Below are 25,166 nucleotides of genomic sequence, written 5' to 3' on the forward strand. Positions count from 1 at the left end.
AAGACCCGATGGGCCGTGCGTTGGAAGCCCGCTTTGAACGCCTTCGCCATCACTTTCAGCGACCGATTCCCGGCAGCTGAAAGCTACTAAATGAAAACGCCGGATACACCGTTAATGAGATAGTCCCGCTAGCCAGACCCATACCGACGGGAGTGACCTTGGGCCCCGTGTCGATTCAAGCTTTTTGCAAGGCGCTTCTGGCAGGATGCATTCCGACGTATCCCGATTGAACGTGGGTGGTTGTTATGTATGAAAACGCGAACTCGAAACGCTCCGTCCGGTTTTGGGTAGTTTCCATCGTGACTTTGGGTGCCCTCGGGGTCGTGGGCTGGTACGCGATCAGCGTCTTCGCGCGCCTGTTGTTCCCTTCCTGAGACAAAATCATTAGTTTTGTCTCGAGGACGTCGGGATTGAGGGGAGCCCTGGCCGAGCCGACGCAGACCGGCGGTGGCTGGGGCGCAACGATCCGATCATCGAATACTGGTCCCGCGCAAGGCTGAGTTCGCCCGATTATGGATGGCGAGCAGGGCCATGTTGGGACATGATCGGAAGATGCGCCGATCCGGAAAGATTCCATTCTGGGCGGTCCCGCCAGCCCTGCGCGGCTACAGGATCGAGTGGCTGCGCCACGACCTGGTGGCCGGCGCCGCGCTCTTCGCGATCTTGGTCCCCGCGGGCATGGCGTACGCCCAGGCCGCCGGCCTTCCACCGGTGACCGGCCTGTACGCGACGGTAGTGCCCCTGCTTGTCTACGCAGCAGTCGGGCCATCGCGTGTGCTGGTGCTGGGGCCGGATTCCGCGCTCGCCCCGATGATCGTTGCAGCCTTGGTTCCCTTGGCCGCGGATAACGAGCAGAAATCCGTGGCCCTGGCCGGTCTCCTGGCCATACTGATTGGCGGCATCTTGCTGCTCGGCTCAGTGCTGAGATTGGGAATCGTCACTGGACTGTTGTCGAAGCCCATCCGGCTCGGCTATCTCAACGGCATCGCCTTGCTGGTGGCTGTGTCCCAGCTTCCCACCCTCCTGGGGATCTCCGTGGAAGGCAGTACACCTTGGGAAAAACTCATCGCCGCCGCGCCGAAGGTGCTTGCCGGCGAGACCAATTTGACGGCACTACTGCTCGGCCTGATCTCGCTGGCGCTCATCTGGGTTCCCCGCCGGCTGAAATGGAAGGTTCCGGGCGTGCTCATTGCGGTAGTGGTGTCCTGCATCGCCGTGGCCCTGCTGGGACTCCAAGAGCGTTTGAAGGTCACAGGTGCCCTCCCGCAGGGGCTCCCTGCACCGGCCCTGGGCGGAATTGGCTGGGCTGACGTCCTGACACTGTTGCCCGCCGCCGCCGCGATCGCCCTCATCGTCTTCGTTGATACCGGAACCCTGTCCCAATCCCTGGCGGCCGCAGAGGACGGCAGGGTATCCGGCAACCATGAAATGGCAGCCTTGGGTGCGGCGAACGCTGCCACCGGGCTGCTGGGCGGCTTCCCGGTGTCGGCCAGCACGTCCCGCACGCCGGTAGCAGTCGAGTCCGGGGCGAAATCCCAGCTCACGGGGGCTGCGGGCGCAGTACTGGTGCTCGGCTTCATGCTCGTGGCGCCCGGCGTCACCGAGTTCCTGCCCGCCACAACCCTTGCCGCCATCGTCATCGCCGCAGCCGCCGCAATGGCCGACCCGGCCGGTGTGCGACGGCTCATCGGCATGAGCCGCAGTGAATCGTTGGTGATGTTCGCGGCATTCCTGGGGGTCACCATACTGGGCGTCCTCCCGGGCATCGCCATTGCCATCGGCTTGGCAATTCTGGACTTCCTACGGCGGGCCTGGGACCCCTACCGCGCTGAACTCGTGGACGTGCCCGGTATACCCGGGTACCACGACGTGAGCCGTCATCCGGAAGGGGAACGCATCCCCGGCCTGTTGATCCTGCGCTTCGACGCACCCCTGTTCTTCGGCAACGGAGCCTTGCTGGGGTCCTTCGTACGCAACGAACTGGACCAGGCGGAAGACGGCACTGAACGCGTGGTGCTCGCGGCAGAACCAGTGACAGGAATCGACACGACTGCACTGGACGAGTTGGTGCAGCTTGACGAATGGCTGGACCGGCACGGCGTAGACCTGGTATTCGCCGAGCTCAAAGACCCGGTCAAAGACAGATTGTTGCAGTACGGCATGGGCGCCCGCTTCTCTCCCGACCATTTCTACCCGACAGTGAGCGAAGCAGTGAGGGCGTTCCAACGGGAGAAACGGGAGGGGTAGGAAACGGTATCCCCGGACGCCGTGAAACAGAAGGCCCCCGCCTCTGCACCTGGGCTCGTGTCAGCCCATCGGAGGTGTCAGCCCGTACCGGGCGATGATGTCCGGCAGCCAGGGCGGCTCACCGAACTGAAGCCCGTATTCGGCGGCCATTTTGGCAATAACCTCGGGATCCGGCGGACCCGCTTCAAAGTGATCGGCCAGTCCCCAGAAGAAATGCTCAAACCCGGCCGGGCTGATGATCTCGATCAAACGGGCGGGGACTTTGCCGGCATTCCACATCGTGTGGAGCTCCCCCGCGGTTTCGTGATGTAGCCTCCCGCTCCGAGCTGCACGGTTCCATCGGGCCGGCCCGCACCACGATCGCGGGCATCGCCGAAAAGGCCGGTGTCACCAGGCTGACGGTCTACCGCCACTTTCCTGACGACGAGGCACTATTCTCCGCATGCTCCTCGCACTGGCTCTCGCAACAGCAACTGCCGGACCCCGAGGAATGGTCCCGGCACGCCGACCCACTCGTACGCCTGACCGTTGGCCTGACCGATCTGTACCGGTTCTACCGCCGCGGCGAGGCCATGCTCACCCGAATCTATGCGGACTGGCACGCGCTCCCCCAAACACGCCGCGCGGCCCTCGAATCCACGAACGCCCACTTCCGGAGCATTCTTCTCGAGCCGTTCCCCGAGCCGAACAGGAATTCCAGGTTTAACGCCACGCTCAGCCACGCGGTTTCCTTCTGGACCTGGCGATCACTTTGCCATGACAACGGGCTCTCCGACGACGACGCCGTCGAAGTCATGTCCACCCTGATCACCACCGCAGTCCGCGCTCCGGAGACGCCCGACGCACCGATGCCAGAGAACGCGGACGTCCGCGGACAGTGAACCGCTAAAACAGGCGGACAGAACCTGCTGCCAGGTCGGCTGCAAGTAGCGCGGTGCGCGGCCTTCACCGGAAGAGAGGCGAGTCCAGAAAGGTGGTCACAACTTCCTGCACCAGGCCTGTCTTCGCGAGCCCGAAGAAATGTGTCGTGCCGGGAAAAACCGCGAGCTGCGACGCCGGTACGCCCTCAAAGTCGCCGTTCACGTCTCCCCCGCGCAGCTGCAGGAACCGCACCGCGTGCTCGAGCTTGACCATGTCGCAATCGCCGACGGTGATCAAGGTGGGGGCCGCGATGCCCCGGACCGCGTCATCACTCCACCCCGTCGCGCCCGCGTCGTAGCGCCCGAGCTTGTCCAGGAGTCCTTGTAGATGCTCGCGGTCGGGATGCGGCGACACCGTCAGATAGCGCTCTTCCATGGGCGTGCCGGCGATCATGTCCACGGTCATGGCGGCGACCGCTTCGGAGTTTTCACCCCGATCGCCGTCGGGCCGGAATGACACGGACGAAACGATGAGTTTGCGGATCAGGTCCGGGCGGTTGACTGCCAGATGCAGTGCGACCGCGCCGCCGACGCTGAATCCGAAGATATCCACCTCCCGGACCTCCAGATGCTCAAGGAGCCCAACGACGTCGGAGGCAAGGTCTCGGGTGTTCAGCGGACGGTCGATGTCGCTGGTTCGACCGTGACCTTGGAAGTCCATCGCGATGACCCGGCGGCCCGCCGACAAGCCCGGGAGCAACGCGCCAAATTGCTGCTCAATATCGAACAGCCCGCCATGTAATAACAGCAGCGGTGTGCCGCCGGCACCATGCAGCTCGTAGTACATCTGCATTCCGTTAACGGGGGCGTACCCGGTTTCGGAGCCTGCCGTCGCTTGCTGATCCATCCGCTCGTTCTCCGCTCGATTCGGGACGCCCTTCGTTTTGGGGCCATCCTAGTCCGGCGGCCGTGCAGGCGGCAGGGTGTTCGGGACTGACAACAGCAGCGTTCGACGGCTGGTGCGCACCCGCCGTCGAACGCCTTGGTTACAAGCCTGTTCTGCTTGTCAGGCCCTTGGCATAGAACGAGATGTCTCAAAAAGCTATTGCTTGGCGGACAACCGCGGGACCTCCCGCCGCCGTCCGGCTCTGAACGCGCCGCTACATGGACGCGTCAGCCTCGCGGTCGTGCTCGCAACCAGCCTGACTCCGCGTAATGCCCACACCCCGACAGTTAGGCACGGCGGTGAATGGACTTGTAGCTCAGGTACGCGTTGAGGCCTTCGATCCCGTACTCGGTACCAAGGCCCGAGTCGTGCCGGCCGCCAAAGGGTGCGGCATGGTTGGATGCGAAGAAATTGATGCCCACGGAGCCGGTGTCCATCCGGTCCGCCACGTTCAGAGCAGCGTCCGCGTCCTTCCCGAACACCAGCCCGCCCAGGCCGAACTCGGTGTTGTTCGCCAGCGCGACTGCCTCATCAACACTGCCATCGGCGTCGTCGTACTTTAGGATGCACAGGACCGGTCCGAAGATCTCCTCACGGGAAATCCGCATCTCCGGTGTGACGTCGGCGAAGACTGTGGGCTCGACGAAGTAGCCGCCTTCGAGGCCACCGCCCAACGTCGCCGCACGCCCGCCGGTGGTGGCCCGTGCACCTTCGGCCAGGCCTGACTCCACGTACTCCAGCACGGTCCGGTACTGGGACTCCGTTGCGCAGGGGCCGAACACGGTGTCCGGATCGAGCGGATCACCCTGCGTCCCGGCGGCAATCGTGGCGGTGACCATGTCCACCACCTCGTCATAGCGGCTCGCGGGCGCCAGGATCCGGGTGGAGATGTAGCAGGTCTGGCCGGTGTTGCGCATGGAGGACCGGATCAGGACCTTGGACATGGCGTCCAGGTCCGCGTCGGGCAGCACAACGGCGCTGGATTTCCCGCCCAGCTCCAGCGTGACCGGGCGCAGCAGTTCACCGCAGGCCGCGGCAATTTTCCGGCCCACCGGCGTCGAACCGGTGAACGCCACCTTGTCCACGCCCGGGTGCCTGACCAGCACATCCCCTAGCCGGCCGGAACCGGTGACCAAGTTGACCACGCCCGCCGGGACCCCGGCCGCGGCGACGGCGTCGATAATCACCCGGATGGACAGCGGAGTGGGCGACGCCGGCTTGATCACCACGGTGCAGCCCGCCAGCAGTGCCGGCGCCAGTTTGATGACCACCAGGTTGATGGGGAAGTTCCACGGTGCGATCAGCGCGCAGACTCCCAACGGGTCGCGCCGGACTACGGACTCGCCGCCGCCGCGTGGGAAGGGGCGGAGGTCTTCGCGCTCGAGGTACTCGGCGAGGGTGGCAAAGTAGCGGAAGATGCTTGCGGCGTTGGCGGCCGCGCCGGCGGACTCGGAGACCGGGGAGCCGTTTTCCCGCGAGTTTGTCAGCGACAGTTCTTCAGCCCGCTTTTCCACTTCGTCGGCAATCCTTAGCAGGTAAGCGGCGCGTTCAGAGGGGGTAAGCCGGGGCCACTCCCCCTGAAACGCTCGCTGGGCGGAGCCGACGGCGGCGTCAACGTCTTCCGGTGTTCCGTCCGGCACCGAGCCCCACACTTCGCCCGTGGCGGGGTCAGTCACAGGGTTGCGGCCGGTGCCCCGCGAAGGCTGCCACGCACCGCCGACAAAGATCGTGTCCACATGCGTATGCGGCAGGGAAAGCTCCGTCCGGGCAACCAGGGCAGGAGCACCATGCGTGGCGGAGGTCATCGGATCACCGCCGTCTTGAGGAGGGCGTTGGATCGGTTGAGGTCCGCCGTCGCCATGTCCACCGCCGCCTGCGTGATGAGTTCGGGCACGATCTCTGTGGCCAGCCGGTCGGTGTACGTTGCCGGGTCCATGGCGAACCACGAGGAGGCCAGCGAGATCCCGGCACGGTCGAAACGCCACAGCCTGTCGGCGTCGCGCATCAAGGCGTCCTCCAAGGACCTGGCCACTGGCCGGGTGTCGTGGCCGTCGATGATTTCGCAGACGCGTTCCACAAAGGCCGGCGAATAGCCCAGCCCCGGGAGCACCCGGCGGGCCACCTCGCAGCCCTGCTGCTCGTGTTCGTAGCGGATGGCAGCCTTGCGCCAGTCACCGGTGAAGCCCTCGGAGATGATGCGGGATTCATCAACGTGGGCCCAGCCGGTGTCGTGCAGCAGGGTGGCAACGCGCACCAGTTCAGCGTCGGCGCCGGGATAGGCCCGGCACAGCCTTTCGGCGTAGGCCAAGGAAATCGGCAGATGGATGTCGTTTCCGCGCGTCCGGGTTTCCTGGACGACGGCCTTCCACAGCGCGTCGAGTTCCTCAAGGGCCGCGGGGGTGTTGCAGATGGCGGTGGTGTCCACCGGACCGGCCGCGGGTACGGGCCGGACGCTGTACTCCGCGGCGAAGGCCTCGGCCGGCACGTCCGCCGGTTCAGCGGCGAGGCCGGCTGAAGCGACCGGAGTCTTGGGGGTGCGCATATTGCTCCTTCGGGTGGGCCGACGTGTTGTCTGAGTGCAGTTAGCTGTCCGTGGTGATGGTCTTGAGTTGCGTGGCGGGGTCCGCCGCGGCGTCGGCGGGGATGTTCTGCCCCTTTGCCAGGGCGTTCTTCACTGCCATAAAGTCCAGCGGTGCGTTGACGCAGTCGGCGGCGATTACCTGGCCCTGGCGGTAGTAGAGGACGCTGAACTTTCCGCGTGCCTCGTCGCGCCGGAGCACTGTCTGGTCGAAGCCGTTGCAGAGACCCGCGATCTGAAGCTTGAGGTCGGCCTGGTTGGACCAGAACCACGGGATGCCGGCGTATTCCTCCCGCCGGCCCGTGAGCGAGTAGGCGGCCACCTTGGCATGCTCGATGGCGTTGTTGACGCTTTCCAGCCGGATCCGCTCACCCGGCTCCGAGCCCGGTACCGGGTTGGGCATGTTGGCCACGTCCCCAACTGCAACGGTGGTGCCGTCCGAAGCGAGCGCGAAACGGTCCACCACCACGCCGTTGTCCACGTCCAGTCCGAGCTGTTCGGCCAGCTGCGTGTTGGGGATGACGCCGATGCCGATCAGCACAATCTGGGCAGGCAGCACCGTGCCGTCCTTAAGCTCGACGGCGGCGACTGAAGTGCCGCCGTCGGCGGGGGTAAAGCGCGCCGCACTCGTGTTGAGCCGGATGTCCAACCCACGGGAGCGGTGTGCCGCCAGGAAGTACTCGGCGGTCTCCTCCCCCACCGCCCGGCCCACCAGCCGCGGCCCATATTCGAGCACGGTGACGTTTTTGCCCATCTTCTGCAGGCTGGACGCGGCCTCCAGGCCAATGAACCCGCCGCCGATCACCACCACGTCCGTGGCGTCGCCTACCCGGGCTTTGAGAGCCAGCGCGTCGTCGGCATTGCGCAGGTACAGCACGCCGTCCAGGTCCGCGCCCTCGGTGTCCAGTTTGCGGGCGCGGGCGCCCACGGTGAGGGCAAGCCGTTTGAAGGGGACCTCCCGGCCGGAGGACGCGTGCGCCACCCCGGAACCATCCGCTTCCTTGTCGATCCTGGCGATGTACTCGCCCTTGACCAGGTCCACGTTGTGCTCGGCCCAATATTCGTTGGAGCGAAAAATCAGGGATTCGCTTTCCACGGTGCCCTGCAGGAACTCCTTGGACAGCGCGGGCCGCTGGTACGGGCGGTGGTCTTCATCCCCGAGCAGGGTGATGTGTTCGTCGAAGCCCAGGGCCCGGAGCGATACGGCAAGCTGTACGCCTGACTGGCTGGCGCCAATAATCAGGAGCCCGGTCTGGGTGGGGACGGTGGTGGCGCCGGCCGCCTGCTCCATTGCGTGCGTGCCCACGGTTACACCTGGGATTCCGGGGTGGTGACGAACAGTTCGAGCTCGTCCGTGAGGCGCAGCTGGCAGGACAGCCGGGAGTTGTCCTCGCGGTCCACTGCGGTGCCGTACAGCATCTCGTCCTCCATGTCCTCCATGGGCGGGAGCTGCGAGACGCAGTCTTCCCGGACGAAAACGTGGCAGGTGGCACAGGACAGCGAGCCGCCGCACTCGGCCACGATTCCGGGAACGCCGTTGCGCACCGCGGTTTCCATGACCGAGTCGCCCACGTTGCCCTCGACGTCGCGAACGGCGCCTTCGGCGTCGGTGAAGTGAACCGTTGGCATTGGTCCTCCTTGGGGTTGAAGTTGGTTGTTGGTGGAATGGCTGGTCAGCTATGCAGGCTGGTCAGATGAACTGCCGGCCGCCGTCCACCACCATGGTCTGGCCGGTGTAATACGAACTGTCCGGCCCGGCGAGGAAGAGCGCGGCTCCCACGATGTCCTCCGGCTGGCTGGCCCGCTTGATGGCACCGCGGTCCACGCCGTAGTTCTCGGCATTTTCCATCAGGCCGTAGCTGGCCTCGGTGAGGGTGAAGCCGGGGGCGATCGCGTTGACCGTGATCCCCCGCCGCCCCAACTCCTTGGCCATCACCCGGGTCAGGGCCACCACGCCGCCCTTGGAGGCGACGTAGTGCAGCCATTGCTCGGAGCCGCTGAAGATGGTGGCGCTGGAGAGGTTGATGACGCGCCCGCCCTCGGGCAGGTATGGGCTCGCGGCGCGGGTCACCAGCCAGGGGCCTTTGAGGTTCACGTTCATTACCAGGTCCCATTCGGCCGGATCGATCTCCTCAAACGGGGTGCGGGTCACCGCCGCGTACACCGCGGCGTTGTTCAGGACGACGTCGATGCTCCCGTTTCCGAAGTCCGCGCAACTTTTCGCGAGGTCCTCCGTGGAGTCCACGCTGGTGACGTCCGCTGAGAACGCTCCAGCTTCGGCGCCGCTTTCGCGGACCAGTTTGGCGGTCTGCTCAGCACCCTCGATGTTGATGTCGGCCACCGCCACGCGGTAGCCGCGGCCGGCAAAGCCGAGCGCAAACGCCCGGCCCAGCCCGCCGGCGGCACCGGTGATGAGGACGGTCTTTCCTGCTTCAGACATTCTTGCTTCAGACATGGCTGTGACTGTGAGCGCCGGGTCCGGTCACCAGCAGTTCGTCCTCGGCGTCGAGGATCTGGACCGTGCCCTTGGTCCCGTCCACCCGCAGCCGCTGGCCGGTTTTTATGGTGGTGGATGCCGATCCGGTCCCAGTCACGGCCGGAAGCCCGTATTCGCGGCACACGATCGCGGCGTGGCTCATCATGCCGCCGATGTCCGTCACCGTGGCCTTGATCTTCCCGAAGATCGGGCCCCAGGACGGGGCGGTGACGGTGGCGACGAGGATTTCGCCCTGCTGCACCTCGGAGAGCTGGTCCGCGTCGGTGATGACGCGGGCCAGGCCTTCGACGACGCCGGGCGAGGCCGCCATGCCGCGCAGGCCCCCGCCCTCCACTTCCTCGCCGGCGCCCAGCCACTGCTGGACCTGCTCGGTGGTGATGCCCCAGAGCATCCGGGTGAAGGGTTCGGTGATGGATTCCGGCGGGGTGTTCAGCGCCGGGGCGGGCCGGGCGGTCTTGAGCGCGTCCACGATTCCGCGGCGGCGCTCGATCTCGGCCGGCCAGTAGTCCGGACCGATCGGCTTGGCACCCACGCCCCAGCCCGTGACAAGGTCGAAAAGCGCGTCACGGACCTCGTTGCGGCCCAGGTAGAGGAGGTCGTCCGGTTCGGTCCAGAAGCCCTCGGCCTGCATCATGCGGGACAGCTCACGGATCTTGCGCCAGAAGACGCCCATGGTCCAGTGCTCGATGTAGAAGTTGTGGTTCTCGACATAGGGGTAGGCCGTCGCGGCGAGCCCGCGCTTGGCGTCGAAGAGGGCCTGGGTTTCGCCTTCGAGCAGCTCGCGGTACTCCTCGATGACACGGTCGCGTTCAACGATGAGCGCCTCCACCGGGCGCATGATTTCCTGGCCCTCGTCCACACGGCGGATGTAGTCCGCGATGTAGCCCAGCGGGATTTCCTGGTGCTCATTCCAGTACTTGTCGTGGCCGTAGAATCCGTTGCCCACAGTGAAGTTGAACCACGGGTCCTTGGCGCCCTCGTACTGGGCGATCCACCGGTCCCCGCCCGGAGCGGCCGCGATGGCCGCCAGGGTGGCCCCGACGTCGTCGGTGTTGCCGAATAGAGGCTGCAGTTGCAGCTCAACGGCGAGCTTGGCGAGCTGCTTGAGCTCGTCATCCGGGCGGAAGAGCTCCATGTCCACGCCCTGCACCATAGTGGCGATGGACTGGTCCGGGATGTTGGGGAAGGCCTGCTTGCAGAAGTTGAAGAAGTCCAGGTAGGCGATGTAGCCGAGGTTGAGGAACTCGAAGTGGTACTGCCAGTTCTGGTAGGCCAGCTGGATGAGCCGGTCGTAGCTCTCCAGCAGCTTCTCGGAGCCATCCTTGCCTTTGCCGGAGAGAATGTCCTCCATAGGGACCACGTCCGGAAGCCTGGGGAAGGAAATGGTCACCATCTCCTCGATAGTGCCCTGGACCTTGACGTGCCACTGCCTGAGGAGCTGGTCCCAGTTCTGGAAGTAGTGGCCCACGCGCTGCTCGAACAGGGGCACGCGGGCAGCGATCTGGTCCTCCGGCACCGGGATCGGCGACATGTAGAGGTAGCCCAGGTGGACGCGGAACTCGATGCCGTTCGCGTTCGGGATCATCAGGTGCCGGGCGTTGTACTGGCCCAGGCACTTGACCGCGAACTCGCCGCCGATCGTCTCGAAGGGCTTGAACACGGTGGGCCAATGCTGGCTGTCGCAGAACCAGAACTTGGCGTCCTCCTGTTCCTTGAGCTTGTCCTGGAACACCAGATAGTAGGGGTAGATCTTTTCCCAGCCCTCGGCCCCGGCGGGGACCGGAAGCTCGGAGGGCTTGGGGAAGGACTTCAGGGACATGGCGGTCCTTTCAATACGGGCTCGGCGTTGAGCCTGGGTGATCGCGCGGACTAGCGGGTAAAAAACTTGTCAGAAAGAGGGCTTGAGCAGCGAGGCGGTGATGCTGCCGAGGTTGAGGCCGCCGGTTGAGGACGACGGCGTGGTGCCTGCCGACGTCGGGGACGTGGTCGATGGCGGGTGGCTGAGTCCGCTGAAGTAGCCGCCGGCGGTGGCGCCCGGCTGAGCCGTTGCGGCAACCGCCGCCGGCTTGGAGGAGTGCACGGTTTCCGGGCGTGACTGCAGCAGGAGCAGGTTGCCGCCGTCGGGCAGGTCCGCGTCGAGGGCCCATTCGATGTCCTGGGGGCACTTGTAGTGCTTTTCCGCGCGCTTGGCCATCTGCGCGACGGCCGTGAGTTCGGCGTCGGTGAGGCTGCGGCGGCCGCGGCGTTCGGCGTCGACCTCGCGTTCCACCAGACGGCCGGCGACCAAGTCGGGGACGAGCTCGGCGTGCTTGTCGCCGAGGTGTTCGGAGATGACGGCCAGGGTGACCTTGTCCAGCATGATGTTGTCCGGCGTGACCTGGCCCGAGACCACCATCTCGCCCACCCCGTATGAGGAGTCAATGGTGATCTTGGAGCGGTCGCCGTTGGTGGGGTCCATGGTGATCGCAACGCCGGAGACGCGTGCGTTGACCATCTTCTGCACCACAACGGCCATGGAGAGGCCGTCGTTGGGGATGTTGTTCTTGAGCCGGTAGATGATGGCGCGGGAGGTGAAGAGCGAGGCCCAGCACTGGCGGATGTGCTCGGTGACGGCCTGGACGCCGTCTAGCCAGAGGTAGGTGTCCTGCTGGCCGGCGAAGGACGCGTCCGGAAGGTCCTCGGCGGTGGCGCTGGAGCGGACGGCCACCGGGACTGGCGCCTCAAAGCGGGACATCAGGGACTCGTAGGCGGTGATGGTGAGTTCGCGCATGGCCTGGGGCACCGGGCGGGAGCGGATGTCCTCGCGGATGCCGGCGGCGATCTTGTCCACCTGGCCCATGTCCTCGGGGTCCAGGCCGGCGAGGAGCTGGTGGATATCCCGGGTGATGCCGGCTTCCTTCATGAACGCGTCGAACTGGGCGGTGGTGACCACGAAGCCTGGCGGGACGGGCATACCGGCGGAGGTCATCGTGACCAGCGAGGCGCCCTTACCGCCGAGGTTTTCGAGCTTCGGTTCGATGCCGCCGTCGAAGAACTGGATGTATTCGTTGCTTTGCATTTCTCAGGCCTTCCAGCTGACGGGGACGGTCTCGGGGACGCGGAAGGAGAGGTTTTCGCGGAAGGCTATGCCGTCCGGATCCTCGAGCTGCAGCTGCGGGGCGAGCCTGGCCACTTCCTCGAGCGCGATCTTGGCCTGGAGCTTGGCGAGCATGTTGCCCAGGCAGTAGTGGATTCCGAACCCGAAGGAGAGGTGCTCGCGGGCGTTGGGGCGGGTGATGTCGAAGTCCTCGCCAGCGCTGAACTTGTTCTCGTCCCGGTTGGCTGAGCCCATGAGGAGCAGCAGCTGAGCGCCTTCCTCGATGGCGACGCCACCGACTTCGGTATCCTTGAGGGCCTTGCGGCGCCAGCCGACGATCGAGCCGGCATAGCGCAGGACCTCGTCGATGGCTGCGGGGATCTTTTTGGGCTCCTCGACGAGCACTTTCCACTGCTCGGGGCGGGACAGCAGTTCGCGGAGCGCATTGGAGATCAGGGTAGTGGTGGTCTCGTGGCCGGCGAAGAGCAGGCTGTAGAGGACCGAGGCGATCTCGTGGTCGGAAATTTCGGCGCCTTCATGCTGAGCTTTGACCAGGTCTGCGGTGAGGTTGTCGCCGCCTTCGTCGTGGGCAACCCTGACCAGGCGCAGGCATTCCTGCCAGTACTCCACGAGGTTGTGGGCGTGCGGGACCTGCTCCTCGTCGCTGAGGTCGCCCCAGGTCATGGCGGCGCGGGAGTCGCTCCAGCGCTTGAAGGTGTCCACCTGGGAGACGTCGGCGCCGATCAGGGTGAGGATGGTGATGGTGGGGACGTCGTAGGCGAGGTCCTTGACCATGTCCCCGCGGCGGTCCGGCCGGGCGAGCATCCTTTCGAGCAGGTCGACGACGTTCTGCCGGATGAAGGGTTCCAGGGCCTTGTAGCGGCGGGGCGTGAACGCCTTCTGGACCACGGCGCGGATGCGGGTGTGTTCCGGCGGTCGGCGGGCGGAAAGGCCCGAGTATGCGGTGAAGCCGCCGTCGTCCATGATCTTCTTGGCGGCGGCGCCGCGTTCGCGAACCGGAGCCTGGGCGTTTTCGCTGGAGAAGGTCTCCCAGTCCTCGAAGACGGCCTTGATGTCGTCATAGCGGGAGACGACGTAGAGGCCGATCCGTTCGTCGAACATCACGGGCTGCTCTGCCCGGAGTTCGGCGTAGGCCGGGAAGGGGTCCTTCATCTGGAACGGCTGGTAGCCGTGGTGACCGGCGGGGGCTTCGGCGCCGTGCCCGAAGGGGCAGCGGCCGGCCGTTTCAGTCGACGATGACATCTGAGCTCCTTGGTATTCGGTCCCGCCGGCAGCGCCAGTGCTTGCCGCGGGTTTCTCTTCACCAGTGTGGCCCCCAACACCTTGGGATGGCAGGAATGACTTCCACTGAGCGGAAGCCAGTTCAGTTCGGGCCTGCAGCTGCGGGGTTCCGGCCTACTCCGTTCCCGCCGCGTGGCTGCCCAGCAAGGATTCCAGGGGGATCCGCGCGGTGGCGCGTTCAATCTGCGCAGCGATGCCCCTCAGGACCGGCAGGTGCCGGGTCATCGTGGCTGCCTGGCTGGTGGGCAGCACCAGGCCGATCGCGGCGCCGATCCGTCCGGTGTGGAAGACGGGGACGGCGATCGAGCAGGAGCCCAGCCGGACTTCTTCGAGGGTGGTGGCGTAGCCCTGTTCCCGGATCTGGGTGAGTTCGGCGGCCAGTCTTTTGGGGTCAACGTGGGTGTGCGCGGTGTGCCGCTCGAGCTGCCGGTTCAGGTAGGCGTCGCGGACCCAGTCCTCCTCGAAGGCCAGGATGACTTTCCCGACCGCCGTCGCGTGCATGGGCAGGCGCCCGCCGACGCGGGAGGCACGGGGCAGGCGCTTGGAGCCGTAGACGCGGTCGATGTACAGCACCTCGTGGCCGGACCGGACGGCCAGGTGCGCGGTTTCGCCGGTGAGGGAGAACAGGTCCTGGATGTACGGGCGGGCCGCGTCGCGCAGCTGGCGGCCCGTGTTCTGGGCGAGCTCCCAGAGGCGGATGCCCAGCTGGTAGCGGCCGTTGGGTTCGCGGGAGAGGAAGCCCCAGCCGGTGAGCTCATTGACCAGCCGGTGGGCGGTGCTCAACGGCAGGCCGGACTTTTCGGCGATGTCGGTCAGGCTGAGGGCCCCGCGGGACTTTTCGAAGGCTTCCAGGATCGAGAGTACCTTCGAGGTCACGGTCCTGCCGGGTTCGCGGCTTCCGCCGGCCATCGCGACTCCTTATTTGTTAGGTGCCCATCTTAGTCAGTCGGCCGGGCCGTGCGGTCAGAGTCCAGTCCGGGACCGATGCCACGCCGACGGTTCGGTGATGACGCGCGTCCGCTTCGTCGGCCGCTAGTGCTTTTTGGAATACATCAGCGACTACTCGGCGGCGGTGACATTGAACACCAAGCCGATCAGCGATCAGGCACTCGATCCGGACAGAAATCACGCTGCCAGCCCTCGGGCAGGTCCGCCGCCGGCTCTCCGAACTGATGGAAGATCCCGACCCTCTCATGCAGCAGCTCGCCCGAGACTTCATCGACGACGGTACCTTCTGCCCGGGATTCCTTCACGTGTCCCGCACCGGCCGCGGGAGGCGGTGGCCACAAGCGGGAACGAACGCCTTAGTGACATCCAGTCATTCGGTCGCGGCCATGTCTTCGCCCGCGAGTTCGGACAGTCACATCGAAGTGACGCCCCGTACACGGTGGCCAACGGCGATCGACTCCCCAGAGATGGCTCCAGCGATCGGAGACACGAGGAATGCGATCAAGGCAGCAACGTCGGATGGCCGGGCCTGTCCCGCCTGACCGATCTCCACCTCGGCAGCCGCGTCCTCGCGGACGACGCCGGGACTTACCGTGTTGACCGTGACACCCGTACCGGCGACGGAGTCGGCAAGGTTTTTCGCTGTGATAATGAGCGCCGCATTGCGCACCGCCCCCGTCACATTTCCAGTGAGGAAAGCATTCTGACCGGAAACCCCGATGATGCGTCCATAGCCCGACTCGGTCATGACCGCCAGCGCGGCGTTCGCGACTCTGAGAAAACCGAGCACCTTGGCGTCCACGGCTTCAAGCACTTGCCTCGGGTCAGAATTGCGTGCGGGGTCGAGGGTCTGCGCGCGTGGCGCCGCCGCGACGACGACGCCGTCCAGCCGACCATGCTCTTCGAGCAGCGTGGCGATCCCCGCGGAGACGGACGCATCGTCGCGGGCGTCCAGGACGAAACCCCCGCTCCCACTGCGGGACGCAACCACCGCAACGGCACCCTCCGCACGAAGACGGTCGACCACTGCGCCGCCGATCACCCCGGTCCCTCCGACGACTAGCACAACGCGTCCAGTCAGCTGCAAGTCCATGCCACCACGCTAGCCCGCAATCCGATTGACCACCATGAGGTCCGGGCCGACGATCGTATATAGGGGCTCCATGCAGGGATCCTCCGGTTTGGCTACTGGGCTCCACGATCGGCGCGTACCTGGGTCTCGTGCCGACCGAGCACTCCTCCGGAGCATCCAGGTCCCAGGGCTCGATCACGAAAACCGGCAACACCCACGCCCGCAGGCTGCTCGTCGAGGCCGCCTGGGACCACCGCAGACCCTATGACCACCCGTCCCGCCTGCTGCGCTCCCGATGGGAGGAAGCCACGTCTGAGGCAAGAGCCCGGGGCCATAACGGGAACCGGCGCCTACACAACCGCTGGATCAGCTACCTTGAACGACGCAAACGACCCGTCATCGCGAACGTCGCCATCGCCCGTGAACTCGCCGGCTGGTGCTGGTCCCTGGCCGCAGGCGCCCGGCACACACATCCCATGAGTGCTTAAACGCCGTTCCCGGCCGGGCACGGACTGCCGGGAAGTCCTGCGGAGGGTTACTTGCAGCGCGTGGAGTAAACCCGCGATACAGCTATGGGCAACCGGAAACGGCCACGCCCGACGTTCCTAGACCAGCGGTAAGCTCCAGCCGAACACTTCGTCCTGCGGTAACCAACCCGCGCGTATCAGTCTGACCGCACCGTCGCCAACGACACGCTGACCGCCCAACCGGACCCACCGGCAACACAAAAGAAGCGGTCCCGGACAACAACCCAGTCCGGGACCGCTTCCCCACGCCCTTGACAGACGTCCCTACATATCAGCTGTGAGCGACAGGCGCGACACCCTACGTGCTTCTTGCTGGCACTAACTGCGAGAATTCTCGCCCCGCGCCCGATCCGGCTGGCCGCTCGCCCGCCGCGGCCCGAGCCCGGCGACAACACCCCACGGGTCTTCAATGACAGGGCAAGAAAGTCATACCGGACCCCGCGATCAAAACCCCGTCGTTCGCGGACCCGATGTAACGGTGCAACGGGCGGTTGGGCCCGATCGGCGAGGAGCCCGCTCGTCTCGGGTGGCAGTTTCGCTATAGGGAGGCCCTTTCACCCGGGCGGCTAATGCGGGGTGGTACGCGGCCGTAGCTCCGACCAACGGCCGAGCCCGCTGCGCAGCGAGTCCCGGAGAGTCGAGCGGGCCGGGAGCGGACGGGCCGCCGGTGAGAGCCGGGTCTCGCGGGGAAGGCGGATCCGCAGCGCGCCCGGCCGAATGGTGAACCGCAGTGGGGCCGCCATGCGGAGCGCTTCCCCGTCCATGCCGACGTCGATCGGCCCACTCGAAGCCACCTCAAACGTCGTGGGCTCCCAGGCGACGGAGCCGGGAAACGTCTCGGGGTGGCCGCTGGCCGCGGCCACCTGGCGCCGTGCTTCTGCTGGATCGTCCGGGAGCTTGAGGGCGATCACCCCGAGGTGGCCGCCGTCGAGTCGCGGCCGGTTGGCGAGGGTGGCGGGCGTGCGGCCATACGGGTTGTTCGAGACCTGGAGGACGTGCGCGCGGGTGTACTCCTCCCCCGCCGGTCCGGTAAAGCGCAGGTCGAAGGGTCGGCTCCCGGGCCCCAGCATGCTCGGCAGCATGCTCAGGGTGGTGTCCACCTTGGCATTTCGGTACTCGGGGGAACGGACGATCTGCGCGTACAGGCCGAGCGAAACGTTGTTGACGAACACCCGGCCATTGACTTGGCCGAGGTCGATGCGGCGTTCCACCGCCACTCCGAACGCGTCGAGTGCCCCGAGAACGTTGCCGCGGTCGAGGCCGAGATCCATGGCCAGGTGATTGAAGGTGCCGGCGGGCACCACGACCATGGGCACACCGTGGCGGGCGGCCACGTCCGCGACCAGCCCAAGCGAGCCGTCTCCGCCAGCCATGCCGAGCACATCGGCGCCGCGGGCCACCGCGGCCTCGGCCAGGCCGGTCAGGTCCTGCCCCGGTTCGAGGACGAGCACCTCAATGCCGCGGGCCCGGCATTCGTTGACCAAGCCGAGGCGATCGGCCTTGCCGCCGCCGCTGCGGGGGTTCACGATCAAGGCGGGATGGCCCGCCGGCGAAACGGCGCGGCCCGGAGGTCCCGACCGTCGCAGGACGCGAATCCCGCGGAGGGCCGCGATGCCCGCCAAGGCCAGCACCGTCCCGGCTATTAACGCCCCGACCCAACCGGTGTCGGATCTGCTCGAACGAGTCACCACGGCGTTCAGTCGGCGTGGTGGGAAGCGTCTGGGCGACGTCGCTGACGAAGGCGAAGCCGCATGAGGCACGCCGCCGTGTCGCCCCACCCGCGGCCAGCGCATGCCGCGAGCTGCCAGGGGCCTCTGGGTAATCGGGGCGGCGCCCTCCGGGCCATAGGCGGCGGTCATCCTTGACCGATCACACGTCGATGCAGCTCCGTCGTGAGCTTGTGGATCTCGCGGGTGAGCTCGGTGTTGTTCTTCAGTTCGGTTTCCTGCTCGAGGAAGTCGTGATCAGCCTTTTCCTGCTGGAAGGCGGAAGCGCGGTTCTGCCCGATCATGATGAAGGTCGACAGGAAGATCGACTCCAGCGAAACGACGAGGGTCAGCGTCGGCCACGGGCTCTTCTCGACGAACAGCATCCACCCGGCGAAGACGACCACATGGACGTAAACGAAAGGCATCGATCCGGCGAAGCTGGTGATTGCATCGGCGATCCTCAGCTGCGGGTGCTCGGCACGCTTCTCCCGGAACCTGGTCACGACCGGGTGTTCGCGCAGTGGCGGCGGCGGGTGGAGTCGGGGCATTGCTCTCCTCGGAAGTTGCGGCGGACGAGCCACGCTACGATCGGTGGCAGTTACCGCACTAGGCGTCGACGGCCGGGCCCCGGGATGCTCCGCCGCCTTCAGGCGGCCGAGGACGCTCAGCGCCTCCAACAGCTGCTCGAGCACCTTGAACGGACGCGGTCTCTCACCTCAAGTTTTGACCGTCCGAACAGGAACGATAGGGGCTTAGGTCCCGAGACATCCTAAACGCTGGGTTCTTGCTTCAACTCGGAAGATGCCACGCCGAATGGATGCCAGTGACGGCCAAGTGAAGCTGCAGCGCCTGATGACAGTGTGGCAGCTCTCCCACGTTCTGGACGGCTCTCTCCCCATGAAATCGTGACGCTCTCGACCCCAGGCCCGGACGGGGCCATGGCCACGAGGATGTGGGTATCTGACTTGGACGGGACGGGTCTGGAAGCAGATCAGATTGAACGGTTCTGATCCTCGAACCGCAACCGGGAGAGTGCAGCCTGGAGGCATTCCATGCCGCCGCCCTCGTTGAACTCGAGGCCCGCCGGCGGATCGACTACGAGGTCGCCGCCCGGCTGGTGGCCGATGAGTTCCAGCGCCGAGGAGTCCGGCTGGTGCTGGGCACCGGCGCCGAAGGGGTCAAGCGCGTCGACGGCCGGCTCAACGTCACGCTCTCGACCGGTACCGGCTGACCGAGCTTATGAGCACTGCCGCCAGCGGCTCGACCGACACGACCGTGGCGTGAAGCTAGCCGCAGCACGCAGCGCATCTGCAGCGGCCGCATGGAATGGGCCTTTGCGGAAGTCAAGGGTGCCCCCTCATGCGTTGCGGCCTGAGCCGCCCGACCACGGGTCGCTCTCTGGCGGCAACGCTACAGGACTGCACAATCAATGGTCGGCGCCCTGGAAGTCACCCTCGGCGCCCAGTTGGCTTTCCAGGCCCATGATGATCGTGTCCAGCGTCAGGCGGAAGACGCGGACGTCACTGCTTGGAGGGGTGAGCCCGTCTTCGCCAACAGTGGGGGGTTTCAGGCTCGACCACCGGTGGAGCGCGCCGTTGAGTTCGGCGGTGACGACACCGGTGATGACGACGCCCCCGAGAGCGGTGAACTGCGGGAGCTCCGAGTGCGGCACCCCGGCGGCGTCCAGGATCGCGGTGAGCGCAACCAAGAACGGGTCTTCGGGCTGGATGAAGTCCGCCTGGTGGCTGAACGAGTAGCCCATGAGCTTGGGGTGGCTGTGCGCCAGGGTCCGGAAATCCGTGGCGAGCAGGCGGATGCGCTCCTGCCAGGGAGCGTCCTCCAGCGCCACGGTGCGGAACTGGGTGCCTACCATTCTGGCCACGCCGCGCAGCACGGCGTGCTTGTTCGCTACGTGGTGGTACAGCGACATCGGGTTCGCATCGAGCGCGGTCGCGAGTTTGCGCATGGTGAGCGCCTCGACCCCGTCTACATCGATGAGCCGCAGGGCGGCGGCATAGATCCCGGTCGCGGTCAGAGGCACCTCTCTCTTCCTGGTTCCCCGCGGGGAACTCTTCGTCTTTTCCATACGGGGACGATATCAGATTCATACAGTGTATGAAAAACGGCCTCGGCCGCAGAGGGGTGACGGTCGCCCGCACGGCTCCGGGTTGCGGCCAACCTTCCATACGTTGTACGGTTACATTTCCATACAACGTATGTTTTCGCGGTGCACCCGGCATCGCGGGCGCCCGTGCCCATACCGCCCCGCACAAAGGAGCAACCCATGACCGTTCAGTCCATGAACGACTCGCCACCCATAACAACGCCTCGAAAGAAGAACCCCATCAAAGCGCTGCTGTGTGACGCCTGCGGCCAACTGCCCCACCCCTCGAAAGCCCGGCTTACCCTGGCCAACGTCACAGCCATGCTGCCGATTGAGCTTGTGGTTCATGCCGCTGTAGTGAACGCGGCACTCCCTTATGTTCTGAAGGTACTGGTCCTGACGGCCACCGTACTGGCTATCTGGGTCGCCGAGCCCTCCGTGCGGCGCGCTTTGCGGGGCTGGCTGCACGCACCGGCGCTGCGCCACCGGCGCCGGCTGCACAACTCTGCGGCTCTGTGGCGGGTCCGCACTCTGATCGATTACAGCAACGAAGCCCAGGAGAAACTGGCAGAGGCCATCTCCGGCGTCAACGCCGAGATCCTCGTGTGCCGGAATCACACCGTTGCCGGCGGGATGCTGGACGAGCTGGTCGTCTCCACGCCAGATCATGTCACCCACGCGGAACTACTCGCTGCGGCCGCGGGCGGCGGAGGACGGGATGTCCGAGCGTGGCCGGCGACAGCCCTGACCGTGGCGGACGGCCAGACCAAGGCCCTTGCCCTGGCCCTGCGGGTCGTGGAGGACCCAAGCGAACTCCAACTCGCGGTCGCCGAACTGCTCGACGCCAAGCCCGTCGCGGCTCCCACCACCGACAGCACCTCACCCGCGACCAGCAAACCGGCATGTGATGGCACCGTCCTGAAAATACCATCCCCCCGGCATGGACCCCTCGGCTTCTCCCGCCCCCGGGCGCCCTTCACACCGGCCGAATCCGCCCGGGCACACCGGCTAGCCGAGCTCGCCGAGCTCACTGAATTGACACGAAAACACCCAGTACGGCCTCGGCAATAGAAAACCGGGAGGTGTCGTCCCCGAAGCGGGAACCGCCCCGAAAGGAGACAACCATGACGGCAGCCCAGTCCTCACCTATCCGCTCATGCTCGGAACTTTCCTACGGAGACGAAATCGAAGCCTGGCGCTTCGGCAAGCTCCTGCACCGAGGAAGGGTGAACCAGACCCTGCCGTCCGTGGAGATGTTCTGGATCATTTGCCAAAGGACCGGAACACGCAAGCTCGTGGACATGGAGGCCGCCGCCATTCTAAGGATTCCAACAGCACCCCGAGACGCGAGATCTGCGGCACCGCCGTCGTCATCGCGTTGATGAACCGGGTCGACAGACCGCGGACTGGTAAGCCGGCACCCGGACACAGATGACCGAAGGAGCGTAAGCATCCCCCTTAAACCCGAGGGCGGGAGGCTGGCGGACGCCGCCGTGAGGGACCGGCTTGGGCAGGGGCGTCAGCCCATCCAACCGTTCGGCGGGAGTGACTCCAAACCACTGCGGCCGACTCGGGCGGGCCTCAACTCCAACCCGGGGCGGTGCCGATTTTGCGTTGCTGCAGAGGATTGCCGCCGCGCTTTGCGATGGTGGATCACTGCGCAGGAACGAACTCCCCCTCATCAAAGCCGCCAAAGCCAGGCGCCCTCAGGCGGCAACGCTACAGGACCGCACAATCAATGGTCGGCGCCCTGGCTCTCACCAAAGGCGGCGAGTTGGCCCTCCAGGCCCATGATGATCGTGTCCAGCGCCAGGTGGAAGACGCGGTTCTCGTCACGGCCTGGAGGGGTGAGCCCATCTTCGCCGACACTGGGGGGGTTAAGGCTCGACCACCGGTGGAGCGCGCCGGTGAGTTCGGCGGTGAGGACACCGTTCATGGCGAAGCCCACGAGAGCGGTGAAATGAGAGAGCTCCGAGTGCGGCACCCCTGCGGCGTCCAGGATCGCGGTGAGCTCAGTCCAGAACGGGTCGTCGGGCTGGATGAAGTCCGACTGCAGGCTGAACGAGTAGCCCATGAACCTGGGGTGGCTGTGCGCCAGCGTCCGGAACTCCGTGGCGAGCAGGCGGATGCGCTCCTGCCAGGAAGCGTCCTCCAGCGTCACGGTGCGGAACTGGGCGCCGACCATTCTCGCCACGCCCCGCAGCACGGCGTCCTTGTTCGGCACGTGGTAGTAGAGCGACATCGGGTTCGCATCGAGCGCGGTGGCAAGTTTACGCATGGTGAGCGCCTCGACCCCGTCCGCGTCGATGAGCCGCAGGGCGGCGGCGTAGATCCCGGCCTCGGTCAGAGGCACCTCTCTTTTCCTGGTCCCCCGCGGGGAACTCTTCGTTTTTTCCATACTCGGACACTATCAAATTCGTACAGCGTATGGAAATAACCTCGGCCGTGCGGCGGAATGAAGCCACTCGACATTCCGGGTTGCGATCGACCTTCCGTACGATGTATGGTTGCAATTCCATACAACGTATGTTTCTGCGGTGCATCTCCAACATCACCGACGCAACAGCCCATCCACGCCCTGCACAAAGGAGCAAACCCATGACCACTCAGTTCAAGAACGAATCGCGACCCATCAGGTCTCCGCGCGCGGTCCCGCTCTTCGGCCACACGCCGCAAATCCCCAGCACCAACCCGGTGGAGTACTTCGGCGAAGTGTCCAAGCAGTTCCCCGAGGGGCTCTACAGCATGGAGATCGCCGGCATCGAACAGGTCTTCGTCTGGGACCCGGACCTGGTGGCCGAGGTTTGCGACGAGTCGCGGTTCTTCAAGCAGATCGACAAGACGCCCCTGGCCCATGTCCGGGACTTCACGGGCGCCGGCCTGTTCACGGCCCACCAGCACGAGGAGGAATGGGGCATGGCGCACCGAGTCCTTCTCCCGGCCTTCAGCCAGCGGGCGATGAAGGGCTACTACGGGCAGATGCTGGAGATAGCCCAGAACCTGGTGGGCAAGTGGGAGCGCAGGGAGGGCCAGCCGGTCAACATCACCGACGACTACACTCGGCTGACCCTGGACACCATCGCCCTGTCGGGGTTCGGTTACCGGTTCGACTCTTTCGCCAAGGAGGATCTGCACCCCTTCCTCAACGCGCTGCTGGAGTCGCTGGTTGAGTCGCTGCGGCGCACGCAGGAGCTGCCGATGATGACCAAATTGCGCAAGGCCGATGACAAGAAGTACCGCGCGAACATCCAGCAGATGCGGGACCTGGTCGAGAGTGTGATCAGGGAGCGCCGTGAGGGGAAGGGCACTGCAGAGGATGACCTGCTGGGTCTGATGCTGGAGGCCACCGACCCGGAGACCGGCAAGGGGCTGGACGACGACAACGTCCGTGACCAGGTAGTGACGTTCCTGATCGCCGGTCACGAGACCACCAGTGGTCTGCTGTCGTTCGCCACGTACTCGCTGATGCGCAACCCGCACGTACTGGCCCAGGCCTACGCAGAGGTGGACCGCCTGCTTCCGGGCGACACGGTCCCGGACTACGACACGATCATGCAGATGGACGTAATCCCGCGCATCCTCGAGGAAACCCTGCGCCTGTGGGCTCCCATCCCGATGATCGGCAAGTCCCCGCTGGAGGACACCGTCATCGGCGGCGGCTACGAACTGAAGAAGGGAGCGCGGGTCAACATCCTCGAGGGCCCGCTGCACACCCACCCCAAGGCGTGGGACCGGCCGGAGGAGTTCGACATCAACCGGTGGCTGCCGGAGAACCGGGTCAACCACCACCCGCACGCCTACAAGCCGTTCGGCAACGGCGTGCGTGCCTGTATCGGCCGGCAGTTTGCGCTCACCGAGGCCCGCTTGGCCCTCGCGCTGGTGCTGCAGAAGTTCAAGTTCGCCGACACCAACGACTACAAGATGGACGTCCAGGAGGCGCTGACGCGCAAGCCCGGCGGCTTCGAACTGGAAGTGCGGTCCCGTCAGGAGCACGAGCGGACCGTGTTCGGCGCAGTGGACCTGCAGACCGGCGACACGCCGGCGCAGGCCGCAGTCAGCGGTGTCGGGGTGAACCTGACCGTCGCCTACGGCTCCAGCCTCGGCTCGTGCGAGGACCTGGCGCGCACCATCGCCGACCGCAGTGAGCGCTCCGGCTTCGGCACCACGCTGATCGGTCTGGACGAGCTGGGCGACAACCTGCCCACCGAGGGCCTGCTTGTCGTGGTGGCCTCCAGCTACAACGGCAAGGCCCCGGACAACGCGCAGCGTTTCGACGACCTGCTCGCTTCCGGACTCCCGGAGGGTTCGCTGTCGGACGTGCGGTTCGCACTGCTGGGGGCCGGCAACACCCAGTGGGTGGCCACTTACCAGGGCTTCCCCAAGCGGATCGAAGAAGGCCTGCTGGCCGCCGGCGCCACCCCCGTCATCGAGCGCGGCGCCGCGGATGCCGCCGGTGACTTCGACGGCATGGCCAGCCGCTGGATGGAAACCCTGTGGGCCACCCTGGCCGAGGAGTACGCCGCCGACACCTCCGAGGTGAGCAGCCCGCGCTTCCAGGTGCAGTTGCTCACCGAGGCGGACGTGCGCCCCGCGATCGTCTCCGAGCAGGCCTACCCCCTCACGGTGGTGGCCAACGAGGAACTCGTGGCCGACGCCACCGGCCTGTGGGACTTCAGCCTCGAGCCGCCGCGCCCGGCGGCGAAGTCCATCACCATCGGCCTGCCGGAGGGTGTCACCTACGAGACCGGCAACCACCTGGCCGTCTTCGCCAAGAACGAACCGGCCCTGGTGAACCGTGCCCTCGCGGCGCTCGGCGTCGACCGCGATCAGGTCCTGCGCCTGGAGCTGCCCACCGGCGGCCGCACCCACCTCCCTGTGGGCACCCCTGTGACGGCAGGACTGCTGCTCACCGATTTCCTGGAGTTGCAGGACGTGGCCACCCGCTCCCAGATGCAGACGCTGGCTGAGCACACGGAGTGCCCGTGGACCCGACCGCAGCTTCAGGCCTACACGGCCGACACCGCCGAAGCCGAGGAGCGCTATCAGACTGAGATCCTGGGCAAGCGTGTCTCCGTGCTGGGCCTGCTGGAGCGCTTCCGGGCGGTCGAGCTGCCGCTCGCGGTCTTCCTGGACATGATGGGTCCGATCCGCGCGCGGTTCTACTCCATCTCCTCCGCCCCGCTGGCCAACCCCCGCCACGTGCGCCTGACCGTGGGCCTGCTGGAAGGCCCGGCCCTGTCCGGTGACGGCCAGTACCGGGGCACCTGCTCGTCCTACATCGGCGGCCTTGAGCCCGGGGA

The 25,166-nt window shown here is 66.0% G+C and carries 20 protein-coding genes and 1 pseudogene; 5 read left to right on the plus strand and 16 right to left on the minus strand.

Annotation, left to right across the window (positions count from 1 at the left end; genetic code table 11):
• Positions 1–552: 552 nt before the first annotated feature.
• A complete protein-coding gene (locus LQV16_RS17515; protein ID WP_229995173.1) occupies positions 553–2,247 on the plus strand; it encodes a SulP family inorganic anion transporter in 1,695 nt (564 codons plus the stop codon).
• A gap of 60 nt (positions 2,248–2,307) precedes the next feature.
• On the opposite strand, the gene LQV16_RS17520 is transcribed toward LQV16_RS17515, so the two are convergent.
• Positions 2,308–2,496 carry a hypothetical protein gene (locus LQV16_RS17520; protein WP_229995174.1) on the minus strand — a complete coding sequence of 63 codons (189 nt, stop codon included), beginning with the start codon at positions 2,494–2,496 and terminating at the stop codon, positions 2,308–2,310.
• A gap of 323 nt (positions 2,497–2,819) precedes the next feature.
• Here LQV16_RS17520 and LQV16_RS17530 point away from each other — a divergent pair, with 323 nt between their 5' ends.
• Entirely contained in the window at positions 2,820–3,128 is a 309-nt protein-coding gene (locus tag LQV16_RS17530) for a hypothetical protein (RefSeq protein ID WP_229995175.1), read from the plus strand.
• Between the two features lie 64 nt (positions 3,129–3,192).
• Here the strand turns inward: LQV16_RS17530 and LQV16_RS17535 are convergent, their stop codons facing one another.
• The 11 genes from LQV16_RS17535 to LQV16_RS17585 form a co-directional block, all read right to left on the minus strand.
• Positions 3,193–4,014 (minus strand): alpha/beta hydrolase, encoded by an 822-nt coding sequence (locus tag LQV16_RS17535; RefSeq protein ID WP_229995176.1) that lies wholly within the window; start codon positions 4,012–4,014, stop codon positions 3,193–3,195.
• Between the two features lie 326 nt (positions 4,015–4,340).
• Positions 4,341–5,858 (minus strand): aldehyde dehydrogenase family protein, encoded by a 1,518-nt coding sequence (locus tag LQV16_RS17540; RefSeq protein WP_229995177.1) that lies wholly within the window; start codon positions 5,856–5,858, stop codon positions 4,341–4,343.
• Complete coding sequence (locus tag LQV16_RS17545; RefSeq protein WP_229995178.1) at positions 5,855–6,595, minus strand: HD domain-containing protein; 741 nt, start codon at positions 6,593–6,595, stop codon at positions 5,855–5,857. Before LQV16_RS17545 ends, LQV16_RS17540 begins: the two co-directional genes overlap by 4 nt.
• Before the next feature lie 40 nt (positions 6,596–6,635).
• Entirely contained in the window at positions 6,636–7,937 is a 1,302-nt protein-coding gene (locus tag LQV16_RS17550) for an FAD/NAD(P)-binding oxidoreductase (protein ID WP_229995179.1), read from the minus strand.
• Between the two features lie 2 nt (positions 7,938–7,939).
• Positions 7,940–8,260 (minus strand): 2Fe-2S iron-sulfur cluster-binding protein, encoded by a 321-nt coding sequence (locus LQV16_RS17555; protein ID WP_229995180.1) that lies wholly within the window; start codon positions 8,258–8,260, stop codon positions 7,940–7,942.
• A 61-nt stretch (positions 8,261–8,321) separates the two neighbouring features.
• Entirely contained in the window at positions 8,322–9,086 is a 765-nt protein-coding gene (locus tag LQV16_RS17560) for an SDR family oxidoreductase (protein ID WP_229995181.1), read from the minus strand.
• Entirely contained in the window at positions 9,079–10,947 is a 1,869-nt protein-coding gene (locus tag LQV16_RS17565; RefSeq protein WP_229995182.1) for a PEP-utilizing enzyme, read from the minus strand. Before LQV16_RS17565 ends, LQV16_RS17560 begins: the two co-directional genes overlap by 8 nt.
• A 69-nt stretch (positions 10,948–11,016) precedes the next feature.
• Entirely contained in the window at positions 11,017–12,186 is a 1,170-nt protein-coding gene (locus tag LQV16_RS17570) for a PEP/pyruvate-binding domain-containing protein (RefSeq protein ID WP_229995183.1), read from the minus strand.
• A gap of 3 nt (positions 12,187–12,189) precedes the next feature.
• Complete coding sequence (locus tag LQV16_RS17575) at positions 12,190–13,467, minus strand: cytochrome P450 (RefSeq protein ID WP_229995184.1); 1,278 nt, start codon at positions 13,465–13,467, stop codon at positions 12,190–12,192.
• A 153-nt stretch (positions 13,468–13,620) separates the two neighbouring features.
• Positions 13,621–14,415 carry an IclR family transcriptional regulator gene (locus LQV16_RS17580; RefSeq protein ID WP_229995185.1) on the minus strand — a complete coding sequence of 265 codons (795 nt, stop codon included), beginning with the start codon at positions 14,413–14,415 and terminating at the stop codon, positions 13,621–13,623.
• A gap of 451 nt (positions 14,416–14,866) precedes the next feature.
• A complete protein-coding gene (locus LQV16_RS17585; RefSeq protein ID WP_229995186.1) occupies positions 14,867–15,547 on the minus strand; it encodes an SDR family oxidoreductase in 681 nt (226 codons plus the stop codon).
• Between the two features lie 113 nt (positions 15,548–15,660).
• Here LQV16_RS17585 and LQV16_RS17590 point away from each other — a divergent pair.
• Positions 15,661–16,014: pseudogene (locus LQV16_RS17590) on the plus strand (transposase); the annotation flags it as partial.
• A gap of 605 nt (positions 16,015–16,619) precedes the next feature.
• On the opposite strand, the gene LQV16_RS17595 reads toward LQV16_RS17590, so the two are convergent.
• The 3 genes from LQV16_RS17595 to LQV16_RS17605 all read right to left on the minus strand — a co-directional run bounded on the left by LQV16_RS17595 (position 16,620) and on the right by LQV16_RS17605 (position 19,803).
• Entirely contained in the window at positions 16,620–17,579 is a 960-nt protein-coding gene (locus LQV16_RS17595) for a diacylglycerol kinase family protein (RefSeq protein ID WP_229995192.1), read from the minus strand.
• 329 nt (positions 17,580–17,908) lie between these two features.
• Positions 17,909–18,310 carry a DUF1003 domain-containing protein gene (locus LQV16_RS17600; RefSeq protein WP_229995187.1) on the minus strand — a complete coding sequence of 134 codons (402 nt, stop codon included), beginning with the start codon at positions 18,308–18,310 and terminating at the stop codon, positions 17,909–17,911.
• An 878-nt stretch (positions 18,311–19,188) separates the two neighbouring features.
• The gene (locus tag LQV16_RS17605; protein ID WP_229995188.1) at positions 19,189–19,803 is read right to left on the minus strand and encodes a TetR/AcrR family transcriptional regulator; all 615 of its coding nucleotides are present in this window, start codon (positions 19,801–19,803) and stop codon (positions 19,189–19,191) included.
• Between the two features lie 243 nt (positions 19,804–20,046).
• Here LQV16_RS17605 and LQV16_RS17610 point away from each other — a divergent pair, with 243 nt between their 5' ends.
• Positions 20,047–20,937, plus strand: coding sequence for an amino acid-binding protein (locus tag LQV16_RS17610; RefSeq protein ID WP_229995189.1), 891 nt, complete (start codon positions 20,047–20,049; stop codon positions 20,935–20,937).
• A gap of 664 nt (positions 20,938–21,601) precedes the next feature.
• On the opposite strand, the gene LQV16_RS17615 is transcribed toward LQV16_RS17610, so the two are convergent.
• A complete protein-coding gene (locus LQV16_RS17615) occupies positions 21,602–22,219 on the minus strand; it encodes a TetR family transcriptional regulator (RefSeq protein WP_229995190.1) in 618 nt (205 codons plus the stop codon).
• A gap of 245 nt (positions 22,220–22,464) precedes the next feature.
• Between LQV16_RS17615 and LQV16_RS17620 the strand changes: the two genes are divergently transcribed.
• A partial coding sequence (locus tag LQV16_RS17620) for a cytochrome P450 (RefSeq protein WP_229995191.1) occupies positions 22,465–25,166 on the plus strand: 2,702 nt, incomplete at its 3' end.

This window comes from Arthrobacter sp. Bi26 (genome assembly GCF_918697925.1).
In the GTDB taxonomy this organism is placed as follows: domain Bacteria; phylum Actinomycetota; class Actinomycetes; order Actinomycetales; family Micrococcaceae; genus Arthrobacter.